We start from the raw sequence: 24,691 nt of genomic DNA on the forward strand, positions 1-24,691 counted from the left end.
CCGGCGAAGGGGAGTCGGCCGTGGAACAGACCGTGGAGCCGGGTGCCGTGTCCGTGCGGTTCGAGCCGTGCGGCACCCGGGACCGCCCCGCCCTCGCCGACCTGGCGAGACTCGACGCGGGGGAGCTGGCGGACCGGCTCGAACTGGCCCTGGCCGGTGCGGGCGTCCGCCCGGTCTCTCCTTTCGACTCGGCTCTCTGAGAAGATGATTAGCGGGCGTCCGTCCCTGGAAATGAGGCGTCATGACGCCTCCTCCGCTGCCGCTCACGCAGGTGGTCCTGAAGGTCCACAGCCGGTGCGACCTCGCCTGCGACCACTGCTACGTCTACGAGCACGCCGACACCGGCTGGCGCTCCCGGCCGCGCGTGATCGGGGACGCCGTGCTGGCGAGAGCCGCCGAGCGGATCGGGGAGCACGCCGCGGCGCACGGGCTGACCGCCGTGCGCGTCGTCCTGCACGGGGGTGAGCCGCTGCTCGCGGGGCCGGCGGTGTTCCGGCGGGCGGCCGAGGCGCTGCGGGCCGCACTGCCCGAGGTCTGCGAACTGGACCTGCGGGTGCACAGCAACGGGCTCCGGCTGAGCCCGGCGTACTGCGAGCTGTTCGACGAACTCGGCATCCGGGTCGGCCTCTCGCTGGACGGCGACCGGGCCGCCAACGACCGCCACCGCCGGTTCGCGGACGGCCGCTCCAGCCACCCGCAGGTGCTGCGCGCCGTCGGGCTGCTGCGCGAGCCCCGGTTCCGGCACCTGTACGCGGGGCTGCTGTGCACCGTCGACGTGAACAACGACCCGCTCGCCGTCTACCGGGCGCTCGCCGAACTGGAGCCGCCCGCCGTGGACTTCCTGCTCCCGCACGCCACCTGGGAGCGGCCGCCCGAACGGCCCGCCGGGGCGGGTGCGACGCCGTACGCGGACTGGCTGCTCGCCGCCCACGCGCAGTGGGAGGAGGACGGCCGCCCGTTCGCCGTCCGCACCTTCGACTCGGTGCACCGCACCCTGTCCGGGCTGCCCGGTCTGAGCGAGGCGCTCGGGCTGGAGCCGGTCGACCTGGTGGTGCTGGAGACGGACGGCGCGTACGAGCAGGCGGACAGCCTGCGGACGGCGTACGACGGCGCGCCCGCCACCGGGATGGACGTCTTCCGGCACAGCCTCGACGAGGTCGCCCGGCACCCGGGGACGGCCGCCCGGCAGTCGGGCCTGGCCGGGCTGAACGCCACCTGCCGGGCCTGCCCGGTGGTGCGCTCCTGCGGCGGGGGCCTGTACGCGCACCGCTACCGGGACGGCTCCTTCGACCACCCCTCGGTGTACTGCGCGGACCTGCGGGCGCTGATCGACGGCCTGGCGGCCCGCGCCGGGGGGTCCGTCGCGCGGTCCGTCGCGGCGCCGGTGGACATCGCCGGCCCGGGGCTCACCGACGCCCAACTCGGCGAACTAGCACACGGGTTGGGCGCACCGGAGACCGTGAGAGCGCTGGCGGCTTCGCAACTCGCGCTCACCCGGGCGATGCTGGCCGCCGTGCACGGCTCCTCGGGGCTGGCCCGCTCGGCGGCCTGGGAGCTGCTCGCCGACCTCGACGCCGCCGAACCCGCCGCCGTGGACGCGGTGTTCGCCCACCCGTACGTCCGGGCCTGGGCCGTGCGGCGGCTCGGCGGCGACCCGGGCGCCGACCTCGGCCCGCTCGCCGAACTGGCCGCCGCCGCGGCCGTCCTGGCGGGGCGCGGCGACACGGTGGCGGTGCCGGTCCGGGACGGCGCGCTGCACCTGCCGACGATCGGACGGCTGGTGCTCGGCGGGGGCGTCCGGGAGGCGCTGGTCACCGGCGGCCGGACGGGCTGGACGGCGCGCGCCGACGGCGGGGCGCCCACCGGCCCGGGGGACCCGCGCTGGCAGCCGGTCCGGCGGATCGGGCTGAGCGGCGGGCGGGTGCTCGTGCTGGAGGACGTGGACCCGCAGCGGGCCGCCCACCGCTGGCCGGTCGCGGACCGGCTGGAAGGCACCGAATACGCGTCCTGGAACAGGGACTTGGCCGAGGCCGCCGACCTGCTGGACCGAGACCTGCCCGAGTACGCGGCCGGGCTGTGGGCGGGCCTGACCACCATCACTCCGCTGCGGCCGGGGGTCGGCGGGAGGGACGTCAGCTCGGCGGCCCGGCAGGCCTTCGGCGCGGTCGGCATAGCCCGCCCGCGCACGGCGCCGACGCTGGCGCTGCTGCTGGCCCACGAGTTCCAGCACGTGAAGCTGGGCGCGGTACTCGACCGCTGGGAGCTGTACGACCGCACCGACACCCGCCTGTTCGAGGCCTTCGGCCTCTCCCCGCGCCCGATCGGCTCCCTCTTCCAGGCCGTCTACGCCCACCTCGCCGTCACCGCCTTCTGGGGCGCCCAGGTCCGCGCGAACGGGTGCGCGCAGGCCCGTTTCACCCACTGGCGCGTCCTGACCGACGAGGCAGTGGACCTGCTGGCCACCAGCGGCGCCCTGACCCCGCTCGGCCACCGCTTCGCCGCCGGGGCGAGGCGCTCGGTGGATGCCTGGCTCAGGATCACGGCCTGAGCCCCCGGGCGAGGCCGTCATCGGTCGACTCCAGCAGGCCGAACTCGCCGAAGCTCTGGCCACCGAGCGGGACGCGACGTTCGCGGACACCCTCGACGACCGGCGGTGAGACCGTCTGACCGGGCACTGCCTGCCGTCGGTGTTCCGGGCGGCTCCCGCGAGGCGCGGGAGCCGCCCGGGGGAGTCAGTGGGTGAGGTGGTCGAACTCGCCGGCCTTGGCGGCCCGGATCCAGGTAGCGAGTTTGGCCTTGGTGGTGATGACGGTGGTGGGTTCGTCGGACTCGCGGACGTGGACGAGTTCGCCGTCGGATGCGATTTCGACGCACTCGGCGGCGTCCCCGCTGAATGTGGACTTCTGCCAGTTGAACTGCTCCATGGCTACCTCCCCAGGAGTTTGTACCGGACGCGCTGGATCATGCCCCACGAGTCGCGAAGGGCCGGTGACGGCCCGTGCCCCCGCGCCGGGCCCGGCGCGGGGACGGGGCGTAGATTCGGGTCCCATGAACGAGCTGCCCCCGGTCCTGGTCACCCGCCGTCTCGCGCCCGGTGTCGTCGAACGGCTCACCGCGAACCTCCCGGCCACCGTGCACGACTCGGACCTGCCGATGGAGCGGGCCGACCTCCTCGCGGCCATCCGCGGCCGGCGGGCGCTGATCACCACCCTGGACGACCGGGTGGACGCCGAACTCCTCGACGCGGCAGGCCCCGGGCTCAGGGTGGTGGCCAACCACGCCGTCGGGTACCACAACGTCGACCTCGCCGCCTGCGCCGAGCGCGGCATCCCGGTCACCAACACCCCCGGCGTGCTGACCGCCGCCACCGCCGACATGGCCTGGGCCCTCCTCCTGGCCGCCACCCGGCGCCTCGGCGAGGGCGAGCGGCTGCTGCGCTCCGGCGAGGCCTGGGCCTGGGCGCCGAACTTCCTGCTCGGCCTGGAGCTCACCGGCACCCCGCTGGGCATCCTCGGCATGGGCCGGATCGGGCGGGCGGTGGCCCGCCGGGCGCGCGGCTTCGACATGCCGGTCCGCTACCACAACCGCAACCCGCTCCCGCCCGAGCAGGCCGAGGGCGCCGAGTGGCTGCCGCTGGAGCAGCTGCTCTCCACCTCGCCGGTCCTGGTCGTCACCTGTCCGCTGAGCGAGGCCACCCGGCACCTGCTGGACGCCCGCCGGCTCGCCCTGCTGCCGCCCGGCGCGGTGGTGGTCTCGATGACCGCCGGGGTCGTCGACGAGGAGGCGCTCGCCGCCGCCCTGGAGTCCGGCGCGCTGTTCGCCGCCGCCGTCGACAACTTCGAGCGCGAGCCCGCCGTGCCCGCCGCCCTGCTCGCCCAGGAACGTGCCGTCCTCGCCCCCCACCTCGGCAGCGCCACCGTCCGCACCCGCCAGGCGATGGGCGACCTCGCCGTCGACAACGTCCTCGCGGTCCTCGCGGGCAAGGGCCCGGTGACCCCGGTGGGCCGGTAGCCGCACCCCGTTGGGCGCTACCCGCGGTCGGCGGGGCCGTTGACCTCGCGGCGGGCCTGCCAGGTGGTGTGCTCGCGGGAGACGGCGTCCTCGGCGTCGCGGGAGAAGCGGGCCCAGAGCTCCTCGGCGTCGGGGGAGCCGACGTCCAGGTGGGCGAGCTGGGCGCGGATCTGGGCCAGTTCGTCGGCGGCCAGGCCGTAGGCGGCGGCGAGCGGGCGGAACTGGCGCAGTTGGGCCCAGGCGGTGACCGAGGCGGCCACCGCCGAGACGGTGCCGAGGGCGTCGAAGGTGAACTCGCCCATCGCCCGCAGCACCGCCAGCACCAGGCCGAGCAGCGGCAGCCCGATGCCCGCGACGCCGGTCCAGAACCCGGCGCGGGCGCAGGCGCGGGCCTTGGAGCGGTACCAGTCCTGCTGCACCTGGATGCGCTCGCGCAGGTAGACGTCCCGGCGGACGGCCAACGGCTGCTCGCGCAGGCCGCGCATCGCCGCCGTTATCTGGCTCTCGGGCGGGCGCCCGGCCAGCCCGGGGCCGACCGCGCGACTGCCCCGGAAGGCGTGCAGCACCCGGCCCAGCTGGAGCCCGTACAGCCCTGCGGCGTCCGGCAGCGGTCGCGGGGGCGGCTGGACGGCGTCGGCGCGGACGGCGAACTTCCAGGCGAGGGTCTTCACCGACTCGGCGGCGGCCCGGCCCTCGTACCAGAGGCCCTGCGGGTTCTGCCGGCTGGTCACGGCGGAGAGGACGATCGCGCCGAGGTAGGCGACGGCGGCGAGCCAGGACCACACCGTGCCGTCGGCCGATCCGGCCGTGGCGGCCGCGACCAGCAGCACCAGCTCGGTGGCGGCGAGCCGCACTGTGCGCCGCTGCCCCTGCTGGGAGGCCGAGTCGGCCGACCAGAAGAGCTCCGGCAGCAGCTCGCGCTCCCGCACCCGGTCCGTCCCGCCCGTACCCGACGTCATACCGTCCCCCCGCTCGCAGCTCCACCGCCCCGGCGGTACTTGCCCGGACCGGAGGCCCGGTACGCCTCGGACCGGGTCGGGTGGGGCGGTTCGGACCGGAGTGCGGCGCGGGGAGCGTGGGGCACAGGAGGCGCGCGGTCCGGTGGCGGGGCGTGCGGTCCCGGGCACGCTCCAGGTCGGCGGGGGTCCGTCGGGTGCGCGGTCGGCCGGCCGGCGCGGGCGGGTGCCCACGCCGGTCGGCCGGTCGGCGTAGGCCGCCCGGTACCGGCGGCCGCCCCGCCGTACGGCGACCGGCCCGGTCCGGGCGGAAGGCCGCGGTCAGAAGGTGTAGAAGATCCGGTCCGCGTTGTCGGCCATCTGCTTGGCGTTCCACTCGGTGCCGCCGGGCACGTTGCCGGAGCGGAACAGCGGCGGGGTGGCACCGGTGCCGGCGAGCGCGGCGTCCGCCAGGCGCTCCACCGCGGTGGCGACCACGGCCTGCATCAGCGCGCTGGTGACGATGGTGGAGACGGGACCGAAGGTGGTCTCGGCGCCGGGGTGGGTCAGCTCGCCGTCGCCGACCGCGATCTTGTTGTCCAGGACGACGTCGCAGTGGTCCTTGAGGTAGGTGCCGGAGGGGTGGCCGGAGGCGATCTCGCCGGGGTAGGCGAGCGAGGTCAGCCCGATCACCTTCAGACCCCGGCCCCGGGCGTGCTGGGCCAGCTCGACCGGCATCACCTGGCGGCCGGAGAGCGAGATGAGGAACAGCAGGTCACCGCTGGTGGCGGGGGTGAGGTCGAGGGTGGCGGTGGCCAGGCCGGAGACCCGCTCCAGGGCGCTGGACAGCGGTGCCGGCCGCACCGTGACCCCGGCCATCCCGGGGACCTCCAGCAGGTTGACCGGGACCAGTCCGCCGGCCCGGTAGACCACGTCCTGGGCGGCCAGCGAGGAGTGGCCGGCGCCGAAGGTGAAGACCCGGCGCCCCTCGGAGACCGCCTCGGCCAGCAGCGCGCCGGCCGCCTCGATGTTCTCCGCCTCCTCGGTGCGGACCCGCTGGAGGTGGGCGATCGCGGCGTCGAAGTACCGGCCGACCAGCTCGCTCATCTGCTGCCTTCGCTCTCTGCCGGTGGGGGCCCGGCCGGGTGGGGGAAGCGGTCGCGGTGGTCCGGACCACTGGTGGAGAAAGCTATGGCGAGCACCGTGCGGCCTCATCGGCGCCGCTGTCAACAGGTGGGAAAAGCCGCCCCCGGGCCCTGTGGCGGGCCCGGTTGTCGGTGCGGTACGTCAGAATTGGCGGTGAGGACACCGAGGAACGGAGCCAGCGGCGATGTCTGGGCTGATCGACACCACTGAGATGTACCTTCGCACCATCCTGGAACTGGAGGAGGAGGGCATCACCCCGATGCGCGCCCGGATCGCCGAGCGCCTGGAGCAGAGCGGTCCCACGGTCAGCCAGACGGTCGGCCGGATGGAGCGGGACGGCCTGCTGCGCGTCGCGGGCGACCGGCACCTGGAGCTGACCGAGGAGGGCCGTCGGCTCGCGGTGCGGGTGATGCGCAAGCACCGCATCGCCGAGTGCCTGCTGGTCGACGTGATCGGCCTGGAGTGGGAGCAGGTGCACGAGGAGGCCTGCCGCTGGGAGCACGTGATGAGCGAGACGGTCGAGCGCAAGGTGCTCGCCATGCTCGGCCACCCCACCCAGTCCCCGTACGGCAACCCGATCCCGGGGCTGGACGAGCTGGGCGACGCCAAGGCCGAGGGCGAGGGCTTCGACGCCGGGCTCGTCCCGCTGGACGCCGTGACGCCGGGCGCGGACGGCTCCGACGTGGTGGTCCGCCGGATCGGCGAGCCGATCCAGACCGACGGCGACCTCATGCGCACGCTGCGCCGGGCCGGGGTCCGGCCGGGGTCGACGGTGCGGGTGAGCGCCGGGGTCGGCGGGGTGCTGGTGGGCACCGGTGACAACGCCGCCGAGCTGGGCAGGGAGATCGCCGCGCACGTCTTCGTCGCGCAGGCCTGAGCGACGCCGGACGGGGCCGGGCGCTCCCCGCGCACCCGGCCCCGTCCGGCCCCTCCCTTTCCCTCCCGCTCTCCGTGCCACCGGCCACCCCGAACCCGGCCGGTACCACGGCCCCGCCCTGTCCCTCCCGTCCCCTCCGTTCCCCTCCGGTCTCCCCTCCGTCCCTCCCGTCCGCCTCGCCCGGCTTCCCCGACCGAGCGCCCCGTCCGGCGGCCCCTCACGTTGAGAGTTCTCCCACTCGGACGATCAAGGCAATCCTTGAGCGCTGTCACTCGTACGAGGGGCTTTCGCGCTTGACCAGCGGGTACACGGAAGCCTTATCCGCACATGCGTATGACGGGCCCCGCCTCCGGTGGGAGACAAGGCCCGTCACGTGCGCGCGGGGTGTCGCGCGGGGCACGCCCTCACCCGATCGGCGTAGGGCGGCAGCCGGGGGGAGCGGTCAGCGCACCGCCGAGGGGCGGGCCGACCGGGCTGCGGAGGGGACGGCGGAGGACGGCGCGGCGCGGCCGCAGGCGTAGGCCAGCGGACCGATCAGCTCGGCGGCGTCCGGCAGCCAGCGGTTGAGCGCGGTGGGCGAGCGGGCCCACAGGGCGAAGCCGCTCGGGCCGACCCGGGACGGCGGGGCCACCGTCCAGTCGCCCTCGCCGCGGGCCATCAGGTCCAGCCGGCCGGGCGTCCGCCCCAGCCTGCGGAGCAGCTCCGGCACCCTGGCCGCCGCACCGGGCAGCACCAGGAAGTGCAGCCGCCGGCCGGACCGGCCGGGGGCGGCCGGGACCACCGCCACCGGCCCGAGCGGCAGCCCCATCCGCTCCATCCGCGCCAGCGCCAGGCAGCCGGCCGGCTCCGAGACGTCCAGCACGTCGAAGGACCGGCCGGTCGGCAGCAGGATCGACGCCGCCGGGCGCTCCGTCCACCACTGCCGCACCGCGCCCGGACCCGCGCTCGCCCGGCGCGTCCAGTCGGTGTCGATCGGGTGGGCGCCGGGAAGGGCGCAGCGCGGCTCCCCGCAGGAGCAGCGCACCGGCCCGTCGCCGTCGACCGGCCAGGTGCCCGGGGTGACCTCCCAGTGGCGGGTCTCGGCGTAGCCGACGGCCTCGGTGAGCAGCGAGGGCGGTTCGGCGCCGGGGTCCTGGCCGGGGGGAGCGGGGATCTCTTCCACGGGGTGCTCAACTACCGTGCGTGAGAGGGGTTACGGCCGGTTCCCGGTCGCCGTGCCGCGCGATGCCGAATCACCCGAACCGGTGAGGCGGACCGGGCGGGAGCGCGCCGGGGGGAGGCAGGGTGGGCGCAGTGGGGGCGCACGGGAGCATTTTCCCGGGCGCGTGGGGGGTCGGGATCGTCACCGTGGGTATCCCGCTGGCGTTGCTGATCGCTAACCTGGTGTCAGTTTCCTTGAACGGTCGGACAGTCGGCAACTCGGCAACAGAGATCAGCAGAAAGCGTCGCCCGCCGGCCGGGACCGGAGGGTGTGGGGAGGCGAAGCCCAATGGCCGCGAGACCACTTGTCGCACGACAGCCCAACGAGCGTCTCCAGCAGCTGATCCAGGAGGCCAGCTGCTCCAACGCCGGTCTGGCACGGAGAGTCAACCTCTGCGGTGCCGAACACGGTCTGGATCTGCGGTACGACAAGACCTCCGTCGCGCGCTGGCTCCGTGGCCAGCAGCCGCGCGGGCAGGCCCCGGCGGTGATCGCCGAGGCGCTCGGGCGAAAACTGGGGCGCAGCGTGTCGGTCGAGGAGATCGGCATGGCCGACGGCAAGAACCTCAGTTCCGGCATCGGCCTGCAGTTCGCGCCCACCCTGGGCGCCGCGCTGGAACAGGTCTGCGAACTGTGGCGCAGCGACGTCGGGCGCCGGGACTTCCTGACCGGGGCGACGGTGGCGGCCTCCGCCCTGGTCGAGCCCAGCCGGGACTGGCTGATCACCCCGCCCGACCCGGTGGTGGCCCGCACCGGCGGCACCCGGGTCGGCCCGACCGACGTCGCGGCCGTCAAGGCGACCACCGCGATGCTGGTCGACCTGGACCACCGGTTCGGCAGCGGGCACGTCCGCCCGGTGGTGGTGCACTACCTCAACAGCGTGGTCTCCGGACTGCTCGGCGGCTCCTACCGGGACGAGACCGGCCGTCAGCTCTTCGCCGCCGTCGCGCGGCTGACCGAGCTGGCGGGCTACATGGCGGTGGACACCGGCCAGCCGGGCCTGGCCCAGCGGTACTACATCCAGGCGCTGCGCCTCGCCCAGGCCGCCGACGACCGGGGCTACGGCGGGTACGTGCTGGCGGCCTCGATGAGCCACCTGGCGGCGACCCTGGGCAACCCGCGGGAGATCGCGCAGCTGGCCCGGGCCGCCCAGGAGGGCGCCCGGACGGTGGCCACCCCGACCGCGATGGCGATGTTCTACGCGGCCGAGGCGCGCGGGCACGCCCTGCTCGGCGACGCCAAGGCCTGCGAGGCGGTGGCCGCCAAGGCCCTGGAGATGATGGAGAAGCGCCGCCCGGAGGACGACCCGGACTGGATCGTCCACTTCGACGACGCCTACCTCGCCGACGAGTTGGCCCACTGCCACCGGGACCTCGAACAGGCCGGCCCGGCCGAGCACTACGCCCGCCGGGCGCTCGACCTGCACCCGCCGACCCGGGTGCGGCGCCGCGCGGTGGACCTCGTGCTGCTGGCGACGGCGCAGCTCCAGCAGCGGGACGTCGAGCGGGCCTGCGAGACCGGGGCCCAGGCGGTCCGGCTGCTGAGCGGACTGCGGTCCAACCGGGGCGTGGAGTACCTGGACGAGTTCCGGCGCCGGCTGGAGCCCTACCGGGAGCAGCGGGTGGTCCGCGAGTTCCAGGCCCGGGCCGAGGCGGAGGCCGCCTGAACCGAGGGCCGTCGAGGAGGACGGTGGGGAGCGTGCAGGGTCGGTGAGGGACGGTCCGCCCACGTGGTCGGCCGGTTCGGTGAACCGGTAGCGTGGGCGCGACGTCCATGGAACTGTGATGCTCCCAAGAACCGACGAGATGTGGTCCGCCGTCAGCGCGCGGTCGTGCACAGGTGAGGAATCGCGTTGAGCCAGCGCCGCTCGTACCCCAACTCGGGTGACTTCAACCTGGACGACCTGTTCCGCCCGGAGCCCGGGCAGCAGCCGGGCCCGCCGCAGGCGCCGCAGCCGGGGCAGCACCCCGGCCCGGTGCCGCAGGGACAGCAGGGGCAGCAGGGGCAGCCGTACGGGCAGCCGGTCGGCCAGCCTCCGATGGGGCAGCCTCCGATGGGCCAGCCGCAGGCCGGGCCGTACCCGGGGCAGCCGTCCGGGCAGCCGGAGTACCTCGGGGACAGCGCGCTGCCGACCCAGGCGATTCCGGCCCAGCCGGCCTGGGGCGGCGCCCCGCAGCCGGGCTACCCGGCCGACCCGGCCCAGGCGACCCAGTACCTGCCGCCGTACCCGGGCGCCGACCCGCAGGCGGCGGCCGGCCACCCGCCCGCGCAGCCGGGGTACGCCGACCGGCCCGCTCCCGGGTACCCGGGCGAGGCCCCGGCCGGCCGGGACGGCGGCCGCGGCGGCCGTTCCTCCTCCAAGCTGCTCATCGGCGGCGTGGTGGCGGGCTGCCTGGCGGCGGCCGTCCTGGTCGCGGTGCTGATGAACGGCGACGACGACACCTCCGGCACGGAGAAGAAGGCCGTCCCCCCGGTCAGCGGCAGCGGTCCGGCGTCCGCGACCGCCCAGAGCGCCGGCCCGACGACCGCCTCGGTCAACCCGGAGGTCAAGGCGCAGGCCCAGGCGCTCTCCGATCTGCTCGGCACCGCCAACGACAGCCGGCAGGCCGTGATCGGCGCGGTCGCCTCGGTGCAGAAGTGCGACAAGCTGCCGGAGTCGCAGCAGGCGCTGACCGCCGCGGCCGGCCAGCGCCGGGAGCTGCAGACCAAGCTGGCCGGGCTGAAGACCGACAAGCTGCCCGGCGGCCCGCAGCTGGTCGAGCAGCTGAACGCGGCGTGGACGGCCTCGGCGACCGCCGACGACGAGTACGCGGCCTGGGCCGGGGACGCCCAGGGCGGCTGCGACCCGAAGAAGAACGACAACCAGCACTACAAGAACGCCGTCGCCGCGAGCGGCACCGCCACCACCGCCAAGAAGCAGGCGGCCGGGCTCTGGAACACCGTCGCCGGCCAGACCGGCCTGCCGACCCGCACCGACGGCGACCTCTGACCCCGGCCGGCCGGGGCGGCGGCGCCGGACGCGGCGAGGGCCCGACCGTCGGACGGCCGGGCCCCGGGACCGCGGGGTGGAGCGGCGCGTCAGGCCGGCGGCTTGCCCCCGGTGAGCACCCAGCGGACGTCCACGAAGCCGGGCCGCTGCAGGGTCAGCTGTCCGCCCTTGACCACCTGGTAGGTGACCCAGGTGTTCACCAGCCGGGGCGACTCGGTGCTCGGCAGCATGTTGGTGGTCGCCCAGTTCAGCGGCGGGGTGAGCCCCACGTCGATCGGCTCGCCGCCGTCCAGCAGCGCGGTGATCGTCTTGCTGGTGACCTGCCGCCCGGCCGCGTCCAGCCGGTCGGAGACCTGGCGGAACACCTCGAAGGCCACCCAGGTGGTCTGCACCCCGGGGTCGGCGGCGTCGATGTGCCGGCCGGCGGTGTCGGCACGGATCACCGCACGCAGGCCGTCCCAGATCTTGGCCGACTCCGGCGGGTACCAGCCGGTCACGAAGGCGCCGGCGAGCGGGCCGCTGTCGCCGCCGGTGGAGTCGACCACCGACTGCTGCACGCTGCCGATCACCGAGGCGATCCGGGTGTTCTTGGCACCGGTCCGGCGGAAGGCGTCGAGCAGGTTGCCGGTCGGCTCGGCGCCCAGCGCGCTGGTGACGCAGGTGCCGGGCTGGTCGCCGCCGATCGCCTTGCGGACCTCCGGGGAGTAGTCGTTGGACTTCTCCGGCGCCTTGACGTCCAGCGGCTTGATCCCGGCCGTCTTGAGCGCGTTGACCAGGGAGCCGAGCAGGTTGTCGCCGGCCGGGGTGTCCGGGCGGATCACCGCGACCGACTTGCAGCCGGCCTCCACCAGCTGGCGGCCGCTGCCCGCGATCAGGGCCGGCAGGCCGCCGCCCACCGGGTAGGACAGCGGGCTGCTGAACTCCGGCTGGGACAGGCCGTAGCCGCCGATCAGCGGGATGCCGGCCCGCTCCAGGACGGGCATGAAGTCGTCGCCGTACTGGCTGTAGGAGCCGAGCACCGCGACGGCCTTGGCGTCCACCGCCTGCTGGGCGCAGGCCTTGACGCCGTCGGAGGAGTTGTGTTCGTTGCAGGTGATCACCCGCAACCGGCGGCCGTGCAGGCCGCCCTTGACGTTGATGTCCCGGCCGATGGCCTCGGCCAGGGCGGTCATCCCGGGGCGGTCGGCCGCACCGGTGTCGGACGGCGCCCAGGTCATCACGGTCAGGTCGCCGCTGCCGGTGGCGGCGTCGGCCGGTCCGCCGCACGCGGAGGCCGAGAAGAGGGTTGGGAGCAGCGCCGCGGCGGTCGCGGCGGCAGCGAGCGGGCGCCGGCGACGCCGTCCCGCGATCAGGTGCATGGCCTGGGACGAGCCCGTACGGCTGGTCATCGGTCTTTCCCTCCCTGGGCGCAGTGCTGCGCACCGGATCCAGCCAATCCCCGGTGCCGCAAGGCGAGAGGGCCGTCCAACCAACAACCGGCAAACGGGGGTGGAAATCCGAGGGGGGACGCGTGTAGATCGGGAGTGGAGCACGAACGGTCGGGGAACGTACGATCGATTCCCATGTCCGCCAGCACAGAATCTTCGTATCGGTCTGCCCGAAACCCTTCTCGTCCGGGCCACCGCTCCAGCACGATGGGCGGCATGCCGCTCAACGACCTTCCCTGGTGGCGCTGGCGGGCCCGACTCCGCTCGGCGCTGCACATGCTCTCCGACCCCGGGTTCCAGCGGGAGGCCTGGCTGGCCGGCCGCGAGGGGTACGGGGACGTCACCGACGCCGTCTACCGCCTGGTCGAGGACACCTGGCTGGACCGCTGGTCGGCGGAGAAGTACGTCGGCACGATCTTCCGGGACTCCGCCGAGGCCACCCTGGTGGACGTCGCGGTGCTGCGGGTGGTGCGGATCCTGCACGAGGTCGGCGCGGACGCCCCGGCCTCGGCCTACCTGGAGCACCACGGCTGGCCGGAGGCGGTCCGGGCGGCCCGCGAGGCGCACGTCAAGCTGGCGCTGAACGACGGCGAGGACCCGGACGCCCCGCCCCGTTCGCTGGACGTGCTGCGGATCCTCACCCAGGTCTGAGGGGGCGCGGCGCAGGCCGGAGGCGGCCCGTCCCGCAGTGCGGGCAGCCCGGCGGGGGTCCACCCGGAGTGTGACACGCTGGAGTATTCACACCAGCTCGAGCTCAGGACGGGATACCCCCACCGTGGAACAGCAGCCGGCCAGCGCCCAGTACGTCCTCACGCTGTCCTGCCCCGACAAGCAGGGCATCGTCCACGCGGTCTCCAGCTACCTCTTCATGACCGGGTGCAACATCATCGACAGCCAGCAGTTCGGTGACGGGGACAGCGGTCTGTTCTTCATGCGGGTGCACTTCTCCGCCGCCGAGCCGGTGACCGTCGACAAGCTGCGGGCGAGCTTCGCCGCGATCGGTGCCTCCTTCGGGATGGACTGGGAGATCCACCCGAGCGAGGAGAAGCTGCGGATCGTCCTCATGGTGAGCCGGTTCGGGCACTGCCTGAACGACCTGCTGTTCCGCACCCGGATCGGCGCGCTGCCGGTGGAGATCGCCGCGGTGGTCTCCAACCACACCGACTTCCGGGACCTCACCGAGGGCTACGGCATCCCGTTCCACCACATCCCGGTGACCCGGGAGAACAAGGCCGAGGCCGAGCAGCGGCTGCTGGACCTGGTCGCGGAGGAGAACGTCGAGCTGGTCGTGCTCGCCCGCTACATGCAGGTGCTGTCGGACCAGCTGTGCACCGCGCTCTCCGGCAAGGTGATCAACATCCACCACTCCTTCCTGCCGAGCTTCAAGGGCGCCAAGCCGTACCACCAGGCGCACGCCCGGGGCGTGAAGCTGATCGGCGCCACCGCGCACTACGTCACCGCGGACCTCGACGAGGGCCCGATCATCGAGCAGGAGGTGGCCCGGGTGACCCACGACATCACCCCGGACCAGCTGGTCGCGCTCGGTCGGGACGTCGAGTGCCAGGCGCTGGCCCGCGCGGTGAAGTGGCACAGCGAGCACCGGGTGCTGCTGAACGGCACCCGGACCGTCGTCTTCGCCTGACCCGCCTCAGGGCCGGGAGAGCAGCGGCGTCGCGCGCAGCACCTCGCGGATCGCGGCCCGGTCGCCGTGCTCGCCGACCGGCAGCCGGTCCGGGTCGCGGTGCGCGGCGGCCAGCTGGCAGAACTCCAGCCCGTCCAGCACCATCGCGGCCACCGGCTCGCCGTCGGGCGGGCCGGCGTCCGGTCCGTCCAGCGGTATCAGCCACTCGCCGGACGCCGGACCGTCGATCACCAGCCGGACCCGGCGGCCGGACCGGCGCCCGTCCGCGCGCCCGGGGGCGCCGTCGGGGGCGCCGACCGCCGCGCCGGTGAGCTCGGGGTGCGCCGCGCGCTGCCCGGCCAGGGCCAGCGGCAGCATCCGGACGGCCAGGTCGATCATCTGCCGCAGGTGCTGCGGGGCCGGCGGGTCGTACGGGTAGGCGACCGCGCGGGCGACGTCCTCGCCGTGCACGTAGCACTCGAAGGCCCGGTCGACGAAGGCGTCCCGGAGCGGGACGGTCACGAAGCCGAAGTCCACCGGGGTGTTGCCCTGCGGGGCGAGCGCGGCCGAGCGGACCAGCCGGTGGCAGTGCCGGCGCCACCGGGCGCGGATCCGCTGCGGCGGCTGGCCGGCCTGCTCGGCGGTGAGCCGGGCGGTGCGCTCGGTGATCCGCTCCCAGCGCGGGCCGCCCTGCTGCGGCACCCGGGGGACCGCCGGGAGGACGGCCTCCTGCGGCGGGACCCGGCGCCCGGCCGCCGGTCCGGCGGCGCTCGCGGCCGCGCCGGGTCCGCTGCCGCCCGGGACGGGATCGGGCAGGCCGAGCGCGACGGCCAGGTAGCCGTCCACCGCGGCGAGGTGGCAGAGCACCTCGGCCGGGCGCAGGTACTCGGTGCCGCCGTGCCAGGGCAGTTCGGCGACCTCCTGCCACTCCTCCGGGCCGAGGTCGCGCAGCAGGGCGTCGAGCTTGGCGGTCTCGGCGGTGTACGGCAGGCCCCAGGCGGGGACCGGGAGGTCGGCCGGGCGGCGGGCCAGGCACCAGTCGAGCACCTGCTGACGCAGGGCGGCGGGCTGGTCCAGCGGCTCCTCGACGGAGAGCCAGCCGGCCGCCTCGCGCAGCCGGTCGGCCTCCTCGGCGCACTCCGGGCAGTCGTCCAGGTGGGATTCGAGCCCGGCGGCCTCGCGGGGCGGGACGGCGCCGAGCGCCCAGGCACCGAGCAGCGAGCGCAGGGCCTCGTGCTGCTCGTCGGTGATCGTCACGTCCCCCCGCCCTCCTTCCGGATCCCGCTCTCGCCCACCCGTTGCCCGCCGGGCCCTTCGCCGGCCCGCTGCCCGCCGGGCGGGTCCGCGTCCGCGGGGCCCCGGTGCCGGGCGCGCTCCTGCGCCAGCTCGTCGGCGAGCAGCTCCAGACCGTGCCGCATCCGCTGCTTGGCGTCCTGCTCGCTGATCCCCAGCCGACGGGCCGTCTCCTGGTAGGTGCGGCCGTCGTAGTAGGACTCCGCGATGGTCTCACGCAGCGGCTGCGGCAGGGCGGCGACCACGTACTGGACCCGGGCGGCGGCGGCCACCGCGCGGATCTCGTCCTCCGCCCCGGCGGCGAAGCCCGCCTCCGCGGCGCGGCGGGCCCGCAGCCGGTCCACCGCGCGGCGGTGGGTCAGCGCGCCGAGCCAGGCGCGGAGCGAGCCGCGGGCCGGGTCGAAGGCCTCGGGGTGCTCCCAGACGTGGGCGAATATCTCCCGGGTGAGTTGTGCCGCGGCGCTCTGGTCCGCCAGTATCCGGCCCGCCAACCCGTGGACCATCGGGGCGAGTTGGTCGTACAGCTCGCCGAGCGCGGTCTCCTCGCCGCGGGCCAGGCGCCGCTGGAGCTGTTCGTCCCGGCGCGGGGCGCCGTCGGTGGTGGCCACCGGTCACCACCCCTCTGCCGGACCGACCGCTGACGCGATCCACGGTAACCCGCGCGGTTCGGGCGGCGGAGTGGATTCGGTGAAGAACGGACGGCGTGGCTTCGGATCGCCGGATCGTGGGATCCGCCGCCCGTCCCGCGGCCGCGCTGTTCGAAGTGGTCTGGACATATGTCGCACGGGTGGTTCGCGAGTGGCGGGTGCGGCGCGGGGGGCGGACGGCGGTAGGTTCGCCTCTGCGTCGTGGGCCGGTCGGCCCGGGCCGGGCGATCGCCGGTCCGGGGCTCGCCAGAGTGAACGGGACAGTATGCCCTGCCCCGTCCCCCGATCGCTGGAATATGCCCGAAGCGCTTGCTGCGGTCCGCCCGCCGAACCATCCTGAGGCGTATTCGTGTCGCGGCCGGTGCGCGACGGACGAGGTGGCGCGGGTGTGCCGCGGCGGGTGCGACGTGCGGTCACCCGCTGGACGGCGGCCCGACGGACGGCGGGCCCGGTGCGGGCCCGGGCCGGCCGGGCGACCAGGGCCGGGCCGAGACGGTGGCCGAACTGCGAGTGCGGGTGGTGGAGCGGTGCAGGTTCTACAGGTACAGCTTGCGGTGCAGGCGGACCCCGCCGAAGTCGGCCGGGCCCGTCGGTGGGTCCGCTCGCGGCTGCTCAACCACGGCGTGGACCCGGACGCGCCGATCGCCGAGACGGTGGTCCTGGTGGTCTCCGAACTGGTCACCAACGCCGTGGTGCACACCGGTTGCCCGGCCGTGCTGCGGCTCTGCTTCCCGCTCGGCGACCTCCCGGGCGCCGTGCCGGACGCCTCCCCGGGGGGTGCCGGTCCGGGTGCGGTGCGGGAGTCGGCGACGGTCGGCCCGCTGCGGGTCGAGGTCGCCGACGCCAGCCAGGTCGCCCCCGCCCCCCGGCACGCCGGCGCGGACGTCGACGCCACCAACGGGCGCGGCCTGGAGCTGGTGGAGCTGCTGTGCGACCGCTGGGGCTGGTACCCCGACGGCACGGGCAAGCGGGTCTGGTGCGAGATCAGCCCGGACGCCGGCGCCGCCGACCCGCTCGCCGCCGTCGACTGGGCGGCCCTCGCGCAGCCCTGAGGGCCCTGACGGCCGGTGTGGCCGGCGGGCCGAAAGCTGACGCAACCATTCCGAATTTCTGACAACCCATTGACGTGACGTATCCGACTGATCACGCTTGGGTGCAGCTCTCCGTCGCGAGGGGACGCCGAGGGAACACCCGAACGCCACTGCGGTGCTGCTGTCCAGGGGGACCACGTCAGCAGGGGGACCGTGGACCGGTCGTGCGCTGGCTCCTTGGCGAGTGCGGAGAGCGCGACACGGGTTCAGGGCCCGTGTGTCGAGGTTGGATGGCGGCCGGCCGTACCGTGCTCGGGGTGCGTGCGGCCCGCCGTCATCCGATCCGCCCGCCGCGTGCGGCCCTTTTCGGCCACCCCGCCCGCCCGCCGGAGCGCGGGTTCCCGGTCGGCCGGTTCCCGTCGCCGGTTGGCCCGATTCCGGCGAAAGTCGGCAGCCCCGCCCCTCGTCGCCCGCCCGCCCCGTCGGGAGACTCGGCGGGTGAACGAGACCGACACCCCCACCGGACCCCCGGCCCCCGCCGCCGCGCCCCCCGCCCCCGCCCGCGCGCCCCGGGTGCACTACGCCTGGGTGGTGGCCGGCGTCGCCCTGCTGGTGCTGCTCGGCTCGGCCGGGTTCCGTTCCACGCCCAGTCTGATGATGGACGCGCTGCACACCGAGTTCGGCTGGTCGATGGGCACGATATCCAGCGCCGGCTCGGTCAACCTCGCCCTCTACGGCCTCACCGCGCCGTTCGCCGCCGCCCTGATGGACCGGTTCGGCGTGCGGCTGGTGGTGGTCTGCGCGCTGCTGACGATCTCGGTCGGCGCCGGCCTCACCATGCTGATGAGCGAGCCCTGGCAACTGGTGCTCTGCTGGGGCGTCCTGGTCGGCCTCGGCAGCGGCTCGATGGCCGGGGCGTTCGCCACCACCGTCACCGGGCGCTGGTTCCGGGCCCGGCAGGGCCTGGTCACCGGTGTGCTGACGGCCGCCGGCGCGGCGGGCAACCTGGTCTTCCTGCCGGTCGGCGCCTGGCTGGTCGAGGAGCACGGCTGGCGCTGGGCGGTCGTGGTGGTCTCGCTGGCGGCCAGCGCGGTGGCCGTCCCGGTGCTGCTGCTGATGCGCGAACGGCCCGCCGACCTGGGGCTGCTCCCGTACGGCGCGAGCGAGCCGCCGCCCGCCCCCGTCGGCGGCGACCGGGCGCTGGCCCGCTCGCTGCGGGTGCTCCGGGAGGCCGCCCGCGTCCGGGCGTTCTGGCTGCTGGCCGGCTCCTTCGCGATCTGCGGCGCGACCACCGCCGGACTGGTCGGCACCCACTTCATCCCGGCCGCCCACGACCACGGCCTGCCGGTCACCACGGCGGCGAGCCTGCTCGCACTGATCGGCGTGTTCGACGTGATCGGCACCGTGGCGAGCGGCTGGTTCACCGACCGCTTCGACGCCGGGCGGCTGCTGGTCGTCTACTACGCGCTGCGCGGGCTGTCCCTGCTGGTGCTGCCGCAGCTGTTCGCGGGCTCGCTGGAGCCGCCGATCCTGGCGTTCGTCATCTTCTACGGGCTGGACTGGGTGGCCACCGTGCCGCCGACCGTCGCGCTCTGCCGCCGGCACTTCGGGGAGGACGCGCCGATCGTCTTCGGCTGGGCGCTGGCCTGCCACCAGCTCGGCGCCGCCGCGGTGGCCGCTCTGGCCGGGTTCGCCCGGGACGCGCTCGGCGACTACGACCTCGCCTGGTACGCGGCCGGCGGGCTCTGCGCCGTCGCGGTGCTGCTCTGCCTGGCGCTGCGGACGGGTGGCCGGGACCGGACCGCCCCCGTCCTGTCGTAAGGGGCGATTAGGCTCCAGGACCATGACATTGAGCTTCACCCTCGACCCGGACCTCGACCCCGCGCTGCACACCGAGATCGCCGGCCTGTGGACGGCCGCCAGTAACGCCGGCGGGGCCGTCGGCTTCGTCCACCAGGTGACCGAGGAGGAGGTCCGGGCCGCCGGGAAGCGGCAGTTCGCCGGGGCGGCCCCGGCGGGACCGGACCGGCTGCTGATCGCCCGGGAGGCCGGGACGGGCCGGCTCGCCGCGCTGCTGCTCTTCGAGTCGATGCGGTTCGGACCGATGGACCACTGGCGGCTGGTGTCGAAGGTCATGGTCCACCCCGCGTTCCAGGGGCGCGGCCACGGCGCCGCGCTGCTGGCCGAGGCCGAGCGGATCGCCCGCGGGTGGGGTCTGGACGGGCTGAAGCTCCAGGTGCGGGGCGGACTCGGCCTGGAGTCCTTCTACGCCCGCAGCGGCTACGTCGAGGTCGGCCGGGTGCCCGGCGCCATCCGGGTCACACCCGGCGACGACCGCGACGACGTCGCCATGTGGCTCGACCTGCGCTGATCGCGCGCGGCCGGGACGGTGCCCGGCGGGACCCGTTCCCCGCCGGGCGCGTCGGGCATGCTTCACTGGGAGACCGGTCCGGTCCCCAGTGCAGTGAAGGATGTGTCCCCCCGGTGAGCAGCAATGTGAGCAAGAAGTCGCACGCCACGCTCCGCTACACCTCCATGCGGGTCTCCATCTTCCTCGGCTGCCTGCTGGTCGCGCTGCTCCTCGGGCACTTCCAGGTCATCCCGGTCTCCGGCGAGGCGGGCGTGGTCTTCCTCTTCCTGCTGGCCGCGATCGCCTCGGCCCCGCTCAGCTACGTGCTGCTCAGCCGGCAGCGCGACGCGATGTCGGCCGAGATCTCCGGCAGGGTGGACGGCATCCGGACCAGGACCGCCTCCAAGATCGCCGCGCAGAACGCCGAGGAGGACGCCGCGGACGAGGCCGCCCGCGCCGCGGCCGCCAAGGCCGGCGGCTCCGGTCCCGCCGCCTCGGCCCCGCAGAACTGACCCGCGCCGCCGTGCCGGAGAACGCCGCCCCAGAGGAGCGGCCCGCCGCCGGGACCTGGCCGGCCCCGGTCCGCCGACCCACCGGCCGGGACGTCGCCCGGCTCGCCGGGGTCTCGCAGGCCACCGTCTCGCTGGTGTTCTCCGGCTCCGAGGCCGGCCGCCGGGTCTCCGAGGCCACCCGCGAACGGGTCCGGGAGGCCGCCCGCGGCCTCGGCTACCGCCCGCAGGCGGCCGGTCGGCAGCTGCGCCTGGGCCGCAGCGGCATGATCCTGCTCGCCGTGCCGAACATCCTCGGCCCGTTCTTCGGCCGGGTCCTGGAGGGCGTCCACGAGGAGGCCGGCAAGCACGGCCTGGCCGTGGTGGTCAGCTCGGGCTGGGGGAGCGCCACGCTCGCCGACGCCGCCACCACCAGCCGCTTCGACGGCCTGCTGATCTGCTCCCCGGACGACAGCCAGCTCGGCGAGCTGCCCGCCGACACCCCCGTCGTCTTCCTGGACGCGGACCCGGGCACCGACCGGGCCCGGCCGACGATCGAGCTGGACGTGGCCGGCGGCATGCGGGCCGCCGTCGAACACCTCGCCGCGCTCGGCCACCGCCGGATCGGCCGACTGCGCTCCACCCACGCCGCGTACACCTTCCGGGTCCGCCAGGCGGCCTTCGAGGAGACGGCCCGGACGCTCGGCCTGGACGTGGTCGAACTCGGCGTCAGCCTGAACGAGGGCCAGCCGGCCGCGCGCGAGGTCGCCCACCGGCTGCTCGCCCACCCGGACCGGCCGCACGCGGTGATCTGCGACGACGACGTGGTCGCCTCCGGCGTCTACCAGGCCGCCGCCGAACGCGGGCTGCGGGTGCCCGCCGACCTCTCGGTGATAGGCATCGACAACGTCCCGGTGGCCGCGCTGCTCGCCCCGCCGCTGACCACGGTCGACCTGCCCGGCGAGGAGCTGGGCCGGGCCGGGGTGGCGGCGCTCGCCGGGTTGCTGAGGGGGGAGGCGGTCGCACCGGTGCCGCCGCTCGCCACCTCGCTGGTGCGGCGCTCCTCCACCACCGCGGCGACGGTTGCCGGCTGACCGTCCGTCCGGATCGCGGCTCCACCGTTCGAGCTGATCCGGCCGGGTGAAAGATCGTCCTATCGCCTCGCGGCGCGGCCGTCGAAGGATTAGCGGACGATGAGATTCCGGCATGCGGACGTCACGACCAAGACCCCCACGGCCCCCACGCCCCTCCCGGCCGTCCCGCCTGCCGCGCCTGGCCGCCGCGCTCGGCCTGATCGGCGGCACCCTGCTCACCGGCACCCTGACCGCCCCTCCCGCCGAGGCCGCCGTCACCTTCACCAAGACGGTGGACAAGCCCAGCGTGGGGCCCGGCGAGAACGTCACCTTCACCCTGCGGTACACCTGCTCGGTGAGCGACTGCGTCAACGGGCAGATCACCGACGTGCTCCCGGCCGACATGGAGTTCATCGGCTGGACCCCGGACGCCTCCACGGTCGACGTCCCCAACTCCAGCGTCCCACCGGTGGGTTCCACGGGAGGCACCCTCACCGCCAAGCTGCAGACCCTCTCCCCGGGCACCACCGCCACCATCAACGTGGTGCTGCGGTACCCCAACTTCTCCACCCCCAACGGCACCCGGAGCACCAACGCGGCCACCCTCACGGCCGACGGCGAGCCTCCGCAGACCGGCAGCGCCACCACCACCGCCGTGGTCCAGCCCGACTACACCACCACCAAGGGCGTGCAGACCAGCAGCCAGGACGGCCGCTCGGTCACCTACCAGTTCAGCGCCTGTTCCACCGCCAACGTGCCCAACGTCGACCTGGACGGCAGCCGGCTGGTCGACACCCTGCCGCCCGGCGCCGTGGTCGACACCGGCCGCTCGCCCGGCTGGGTCAACGACCCGATCGGCTCCACCACCTGGGTCTACGACATCGGCGCGTTCGTGTCCGGCAACGGCCAGGCCGGCTGCCGGATCCCCGGCGTCCTGGTGGTCGGCTACCCGGACCCCACCTTCCCCAGCGGCACCACGTCGACCAACACGGTCACGCTCCAGGGCGATCCGCTCGGCCCCGAGCCGCAGCGGGACCTGTCCACCGCCACCGCCGAGACCCCGACCTTCCAGCCGCCGGTCACCGGTGTGCAGATCGGCGCCTCCAAGGTGTGGCAGGAGAACACCGTCTCCGGCGACCTCACCACCCTGAGCATGCGGGTCTCCAACAACGCCGACCCGGTCACCAGCCTGGTGATGACCGACCCCGGCGCCGGTACCACCGCCGATCTGTACAACTGGCTGATCCCGCAGTCCATCCAGCTGGAGGCGTGGAACCCCACCTCGATCACCCTGGCGCTGGAGTACCGGCTCGACGGTGACCCGACCTGGCGGACCTTCACCCCCGGCCAGCCGCTGAACGGTTCGACCACCCGCCGGATCACCTTCGCGGAGGGCGCGGGGGACCCGGCCAACGACGTGCTGGGCATCCCGGCCGGCCGCTACCTGGACGGCCTGCGGTTCAGCTGGAGCGGCCCGATCCCCGGCGGCTGGAGCCCCGGCAACGCCGTCCAGCTGCTCGCCCAGGTGGTCACCCCGGGCCACGACGGCCGCACGGCGCCGGCGCCGCTGCACAACTGCCTCGACGCGGTCGGCACCAGCGCCGCCGGTGACACCGCCGCGGTCAGTGCCTGCGCCGACAGCACCGTCACCGCCGCCACCAACCTGGGCGCCGCCAAGGAGACCGTCTCCGGAGCGGTGCTCTCCCCGGGCGGCGTGGCCACCTTCCGGGTCACCCCGTACAACCGCACCGGCCGCACCCTCGACCAGCCGCTCGTCCTCTACGACCTGCTGCCGCCGGGCATGGTCTACGTCGACGGCAGCGCCCGCCGGGACCCGTCCTACCCCGACTCGATGGCCCCGGAGTCGGTCACCGTGCTCCCCGGCCCCGACGGCCGCCAACTGCTCAAGATGACCTGGCCGGCCGGCGCGCCCGACATGATGTACCTGAACGACCACCTGGCCTACCGCACCCTGATCGACGTCCAGGTGGCCGGCAGCGCCCGGCCCGGCACGCTCACCAACGACGTGTTCGTCACCGCCGACGGCGCCGGACCCCCGGTGTCCTGCTTCTACTTCGGCAGCGACAGCGGGGAGCCGGACGCCCAGGACATCGACAAGGACGGCGACACCACCGAGACCATGTGCCGCGCCTCCTCGCCGGTCGAGGTGCAGGTCCCGGCCGTGCTGCGGTCCTACAAGGAGGTCAGGGGCGACCTCGACCCCGACTACGCCACCACCGGCACCACCCGCCCCGGCGGCGGGATCTCCTACCGGATGACCGTCCGCAACGACTCCGCCGACCCGGTCACCGAGTTCCTCGCGTACGACAAGCTGCCCACCCCGGGAGACTCCTACGTGCTGCGGCCGGACGTCCCGCGCAACTCGGCCTGGACGCCCTCGCTGGTCGAGCCGCTGACCTCCAGCGACCCGACCGTGGTGATCGAGTACACCACCTCGCCCGATCCCTGCCTGCCCGGCGGGTTCGCCGTGCCCGGCCCGTGCGACGCCGCGGCGCAGTGGAGCACGACGTTCCCCGGCCCGGGCACCGCGACCTGGTTCCGGGTGCACCGCCCCGGCACGCTCGCCCCCGGGGAGTCGTTCACGCTCACCTGGCCGATGGTCGCCTCGTTCGACGCCGGTCCGGACGAGTTCGCCTGGAACAGCTTCAGCTACACCGCGACCGACGCCGCCGGAAACCCGCTGCTGCCCGCCGAGCCGGCCAAGGTCGGCGTGGGCATCGAGCAGGCCGTTCCGCCGGCCAACGTGCTCGGGGACTTCGTCTGGAACGACCTGAACAAGGACGGCGTCCAGCAGCCCGGCGAGCCCGGGGTGCCCGGCGTCCGGGTCGAACTGCTGGACGGCGAGGGCCGGGTGGTCCGGGACAAGGACGGCAACCCGGTCACGACGGTGACCGACGCGAGCGGACACTACCGGTTCGAGCGGCTGCCGGACGGGGTGTACGCGGTGCGGTTCGACCTCACCACGCTGCCCGAGGGCGCCACCGTGACCGTACGGGCGGCCGGGCCGGACCGGTCGCTGGACTCGGACGCGGATCCGGCGACCGGTGTGACGCAGACGGTCACGCTCGCCGGCGGGGTGGAGGACCTGGGGCTGGACATGGGGCTGGTGCTGCCGACGGTGAGCCCGTCGCCGTCGCCGTCGCCGTCGCCGTCGCCGTCGCCGTCGCCTTCCCCGTCCCCGTCTCTCTCGCCGTCCCCGACGGGGAGCCCTTCGCCCTCGCCGTCCCCGTCGCCCACGGTGACGCCGACAGTGACGCCGACCCCGTCGCCGACCCCGACCCCGTCGCCCACGGTGACGCCGACGCCCACTCAGACGGCGACGCCGACACCGACCGTGACGCCGAGTCACCCGCACACGCCGACGCACCACCCGTCGACGTACCACCCCGGGCCGACCCACACGCCGAGCCACGGCGGTGAGCTGCCGGGGACCGGTGCCGGACCGGGCACGCTGATCGGCGTCGTCGGCGCCGCGACGCTCGGAGCCGGTCTGCTGCTCGCCCTGATCGCCTGGGGAGGCCGCGGCCGCCACAGCTGAGTGAAGGGATGAAAGAGTGACTGCGCCCGTCGGCCAGACCACCC

Annotated in this window: 21 protein-coding genes; 14 read left to right on the plus strand and 7 right to left on the minus strand. The window is 74.9% G+C overall.

What is annotated here, in order from left to right; translation table 11 throughout:
- Window positions 1-20 precede the first annotated feature (20 nt).
- Both ACFVFS_RS10270 and ACFVFS_RS10275 read left to right on the plus strand, forming a co-directional pair.
- Complete coding sequence (locus ACFVFS_RS10270; RefSeq protein WP_380622243.1) at window positions 21-200, plus strand: hypothetical protein; 180 nt, start codon at window positions 21-23, stop codon at window positions 198-200.
- Window positions 201-241: 41 nt separating this feature from the next.
- Window positions 242-2,548, plus strand: coding sequence for an FxsB family cyclophane-forming radical SAM/SPASM peptide maturase (locus tag ACFVFS_RS10275; protein ID WP_380622246.1), 2,307 nt, complete (start codon window positions 242-244; stop codon window positions 2,546-2,548).
- Between the two features lie 184 nt (window positions 2,549-2,732).
- Here ACFVFS_RS10275 and ACFVFS_RS10280 read toward each other — a convergent pair whose 3' ends face one another.
- Complete coding sequence (locus tag ACFVFS_RS10280) at window positions 2,733-2,924, minus strand: DUF397 domain-containing protein (RefSeq protein ID WP_380622248.1); 192 nt, start codon at window positions 2,922-2,924, stop codon at window positions 2,733-2,735.
- Window positions 2,925-3,048: 124 nt separating this feature from the next.
- Between ACFVFS_RS10280 and ACFVFS_RS10285 the strand changes: the two genes are divergently transcribed.
- On the plus strand, window positions 3,049-4,011 hold the full coding sequence (locus ACFVFS_RS10285; RefSeq protein WP_380622250.1) for a 2-hydroxyacid dehydrogenase: 963 nt from the start codon (window positions 3,049-3,051) through the stop codon (window positions 4,009-4,011).
- Between the two features lie 17 nt (window positions 4,012-4,028).
- Here the strand turns inward: ACFVFS_RS10285 and ACFVFS_RS10290 are convergent, their stop codons facing one another.
- The gene (locus tag ACFVFS_RS10290) at window positions 4,029-4,970 is read right to left on the minus strand and encodes a DUF4231 domain-containing protein (RefSeq protein WP_380622252.1); all 942 of its coding nucleotides are present in this window, start codon (window positions 4,968-4,970) and stop codon (window positions 4,029-4,031) included.
- A 318-nt stretch (window positions 4,971-5,288) separates the two neighbouring features.
- Entirely contained in the window at window positions 5,289-6,053 is a 765-nt protein-coding gene (locus ACFVFS_RS10295) for an SIS domain-containing protein (protein WP_380622254.1), read from the minus strand.
- Window positions 6,054-6,276: 223 nt separating this feature from the next.
- Here ACFVFS_RS10295 and ACFVFS_RS10300 point away from each other — a divergent pair, with 223 nt between their 5' ends.
- Window positions 6,277-6,969, plus strand: a complete 693-nt coding sequence (locus tag ACFVFS_RS10300; protein WP_380622256.1) for a metal-dependent transcriptional regulator — start codon at window positions 6,277-6,279, stop codon at window positions 6,967-6,969.
- A gap of 442 nt (window positions 6,970-7,411) precedes the next feature.
- On the opposite strand, the gene ACFVFS_RS10305 is transcribed toward ACFVFS_RS10300, so the two are convergent.
- Window positions 7,412-8,131: a bifunctional DNA primase/polymerase gene (locus tag ACFVFS_RS10305; protein WP_380622258.1), complete on the minus strand. Its 720-nt coding sequence runs from the start codon at window positions 8,129-8,131 to the stop codon at window positions 7,412-7,414.
- A gap of 327 nt (window positions 8,132-8,458) precedes the next feature.
- Here ACFVFS_RS10305 and ACFVFS_RS10310 point away from each other — a divergent pair, with 327 nt between their 5' ends.
- Together ACFVFS_RS10310 and ACFVFS_RS10315 are read left to right on the plus strand one after the other, a co-directional pair.
- The gene (locus ACFVFS_RS10310) at window positions 8,459-9,835 is read left to right on the plus strand and encodes a transcriptional regulator (protein ID WP_350553764.1); all 1,377 of its coding nucleotides are present in this window, start codon (window positions 8,459-8,461) and stop codon (window positions 9,833-9,835) included.
- Between the two features lie 186 nt (window positions 9,836-10,021).
- A complete protein-coding gene (locus ACFVFS_RS10315; RefSeq protein ID WP_380622260.1) occupies window positions 10,022-11,158 on the plus strand; it encodes a hypothetical protein in 1,137 nt (378 codons plus the stop codon).
- An 89-nt stretch (window positions 11,159-11,247) separates the two neighbouring features.
- Here ACFVFS_RS10315 and ACFVFS_RS10320 read toward each other — a convergent pair whose 3' ends face one another.
- Window positions 11,248-12,546 (minus strand): ABC transporter substrate-binding protein, encoded by a 1,299-nt coding sequence (locus ACFVFS_RS10320; protein WP_380622262.1) that lies wholly within the window; start codon window positions 12,544-12,546, stop codon window positions 11,248-11,250.
- Window positions 12,547-12,720: 174 nt separating this feature from the next.
- On the opposite strand from ACFVFS_RS10320, the gene ACFVFS_RS10325 reads away from it, so the two are divergent.
- The gene (locus ACFVFS_RS10325) at window positions 12,721-13,236 is read left to right on the plus strand and encodes a hypothetical protein (RefSeq protein ID WP_380622264.1); all 516 of its coding nucleotides are present in this window, start codon (window positions 12,721-12,723) and stop codon (window positions 13,234-13,236) included.
- A gap of 124 nt (window positions 13,237-13,360) precedes the next feature.
- On the plus strand, window positions 13,361-14,227 hold the full coding sequence (purU, locus tag ACFVFS_RS10330; RefSeq protein ID WP_380622266.1) for a formyltetrahydrofolate deformylase: 867 nt from the start codon (window positions 13,361-13,363) through the stop codon (window positions 14,225-14,227).
- A 6-nt stretch (window positions 14,228-14,233) separates the two neighbouring features.
- On the opposite strand, the gene ACFVFS_RS10335 is transcribed toward purU, so the two are convergent.
- On the minus strand, window positions 14,234-15,463 hold the full coding sequence (locus ACFVFS_RS10335; protein WP_380622268.1) for a zf-HC2 domain-containing protein: 1,230 nt from the start codon (window positions 15,461-15,463) through the stop codon (window positions 14,234-14,236).
- Window positions 15,460-16,107 carry a sigma-70 family RNA polymerase sigma factor gene (locus ACFVFS_RS10340; RefSeq protein WP_380622269.1) on the minus strand — a complete coding sequence of 216 codons (648 nt, stop codon included), beginning with the start codon at window positions 16,105-16,107 and terminating at the stop codon, window positions 15,460-15,462. The genes ACFVFS_RS10335 and ACFVFS_RS10340 overlap by 4 nt, the downstream gene beginning before the upstream one ends.
- A gap of 566 nt (window positions 16,108-16,673) precedes the next feature.
- Here ACFVFS_RS10340 and ACFVFS_RS10345 point away from each other — a divergent pair.
- From ACFVFS_RS10345 to ACFVFS_RS10370, 6 genes are all read left to right on the plus strand, one after another.
- On the plus strand, window positions 16,674-17,198 hold the full coding sequence (locus tag ACFVFS_RS10345; protein WP_380622271.1) for an ATP-binding protein: 525 nt from the start codon (window positions 16,674-16,676) through the stop codon (window positions 17,196-17,198).
- A gap of 477 nt (window positions 17,199-17,675) precedes the next feature.
- On the plus strand, window positions 17,676-18,998 hold the full coding sequence (locus ACFVFS_RS10350) for an MFS transporter (protein ID WP_380622273.1): 1,323 nt from the start codon (window positions 17,676-17,678) through the stop codon (window positions 18,996-18,998).
- A gap of 22 nt (window positions 18,999-19,020) precedes the next feature.
- Window positions 19,021-19,548 carry a GNAT family N-acetyltransferase gene (locus tag ACFVFS_RS10355; RefSeq protein WP_380622275.1) on the plus strand — a complete coding sequence of 176 codons (528 nt, stop codon included), beginning with the start codon at window positions 19,021-19,023 and terminating at the stop codon, window positions 19,546-19,548.
- A 113-nt stretch (window positions 19,549-19,661) separates the two neighbouring features.
- Entirely contained in the window at window positions 19,662-20,039 is a 378-nt protein-coding gene (locus ACFVFS_RS10360; protein ID WP_380622277.1) for a DUF4229 domain-containing protein, read from the plus strand.
- Between the two features lie 11 nt (window positions 20,040-20,050).
- Entirely contained in the window at window positions 20,051-21,109 is a 1,059-nt protein-coding gene (locus ACFVFS_RS10365) for a LacI family DNA-binding transcriptional regulator (protein ID WP_380622279.1), read from the plus strand.
- A gap of 112 nt (window positions 21,110-21,221) precedes the next feature.
- A complete protein-coding gene (locus ACFVFS_RS10370) occupies window positions 21,222-24,647 on the plus strand; it encodes an SdrD B-like domain-containing protein (protein ID WP_380622281.1) in 3,426 nt (1,141 codons plus the stop codon).
- Window positions 24,648-24,691: the final 44 nt, after the last annotated feature.

This window comes from Kitasatospora sp. NPDC057692, from assembly GCF_042799475.1.
GTDB lineage: Bacteria > Actinomycetota > Actinomycetes > Streptomycetales > Streptomycetaceae > Kitasatospora.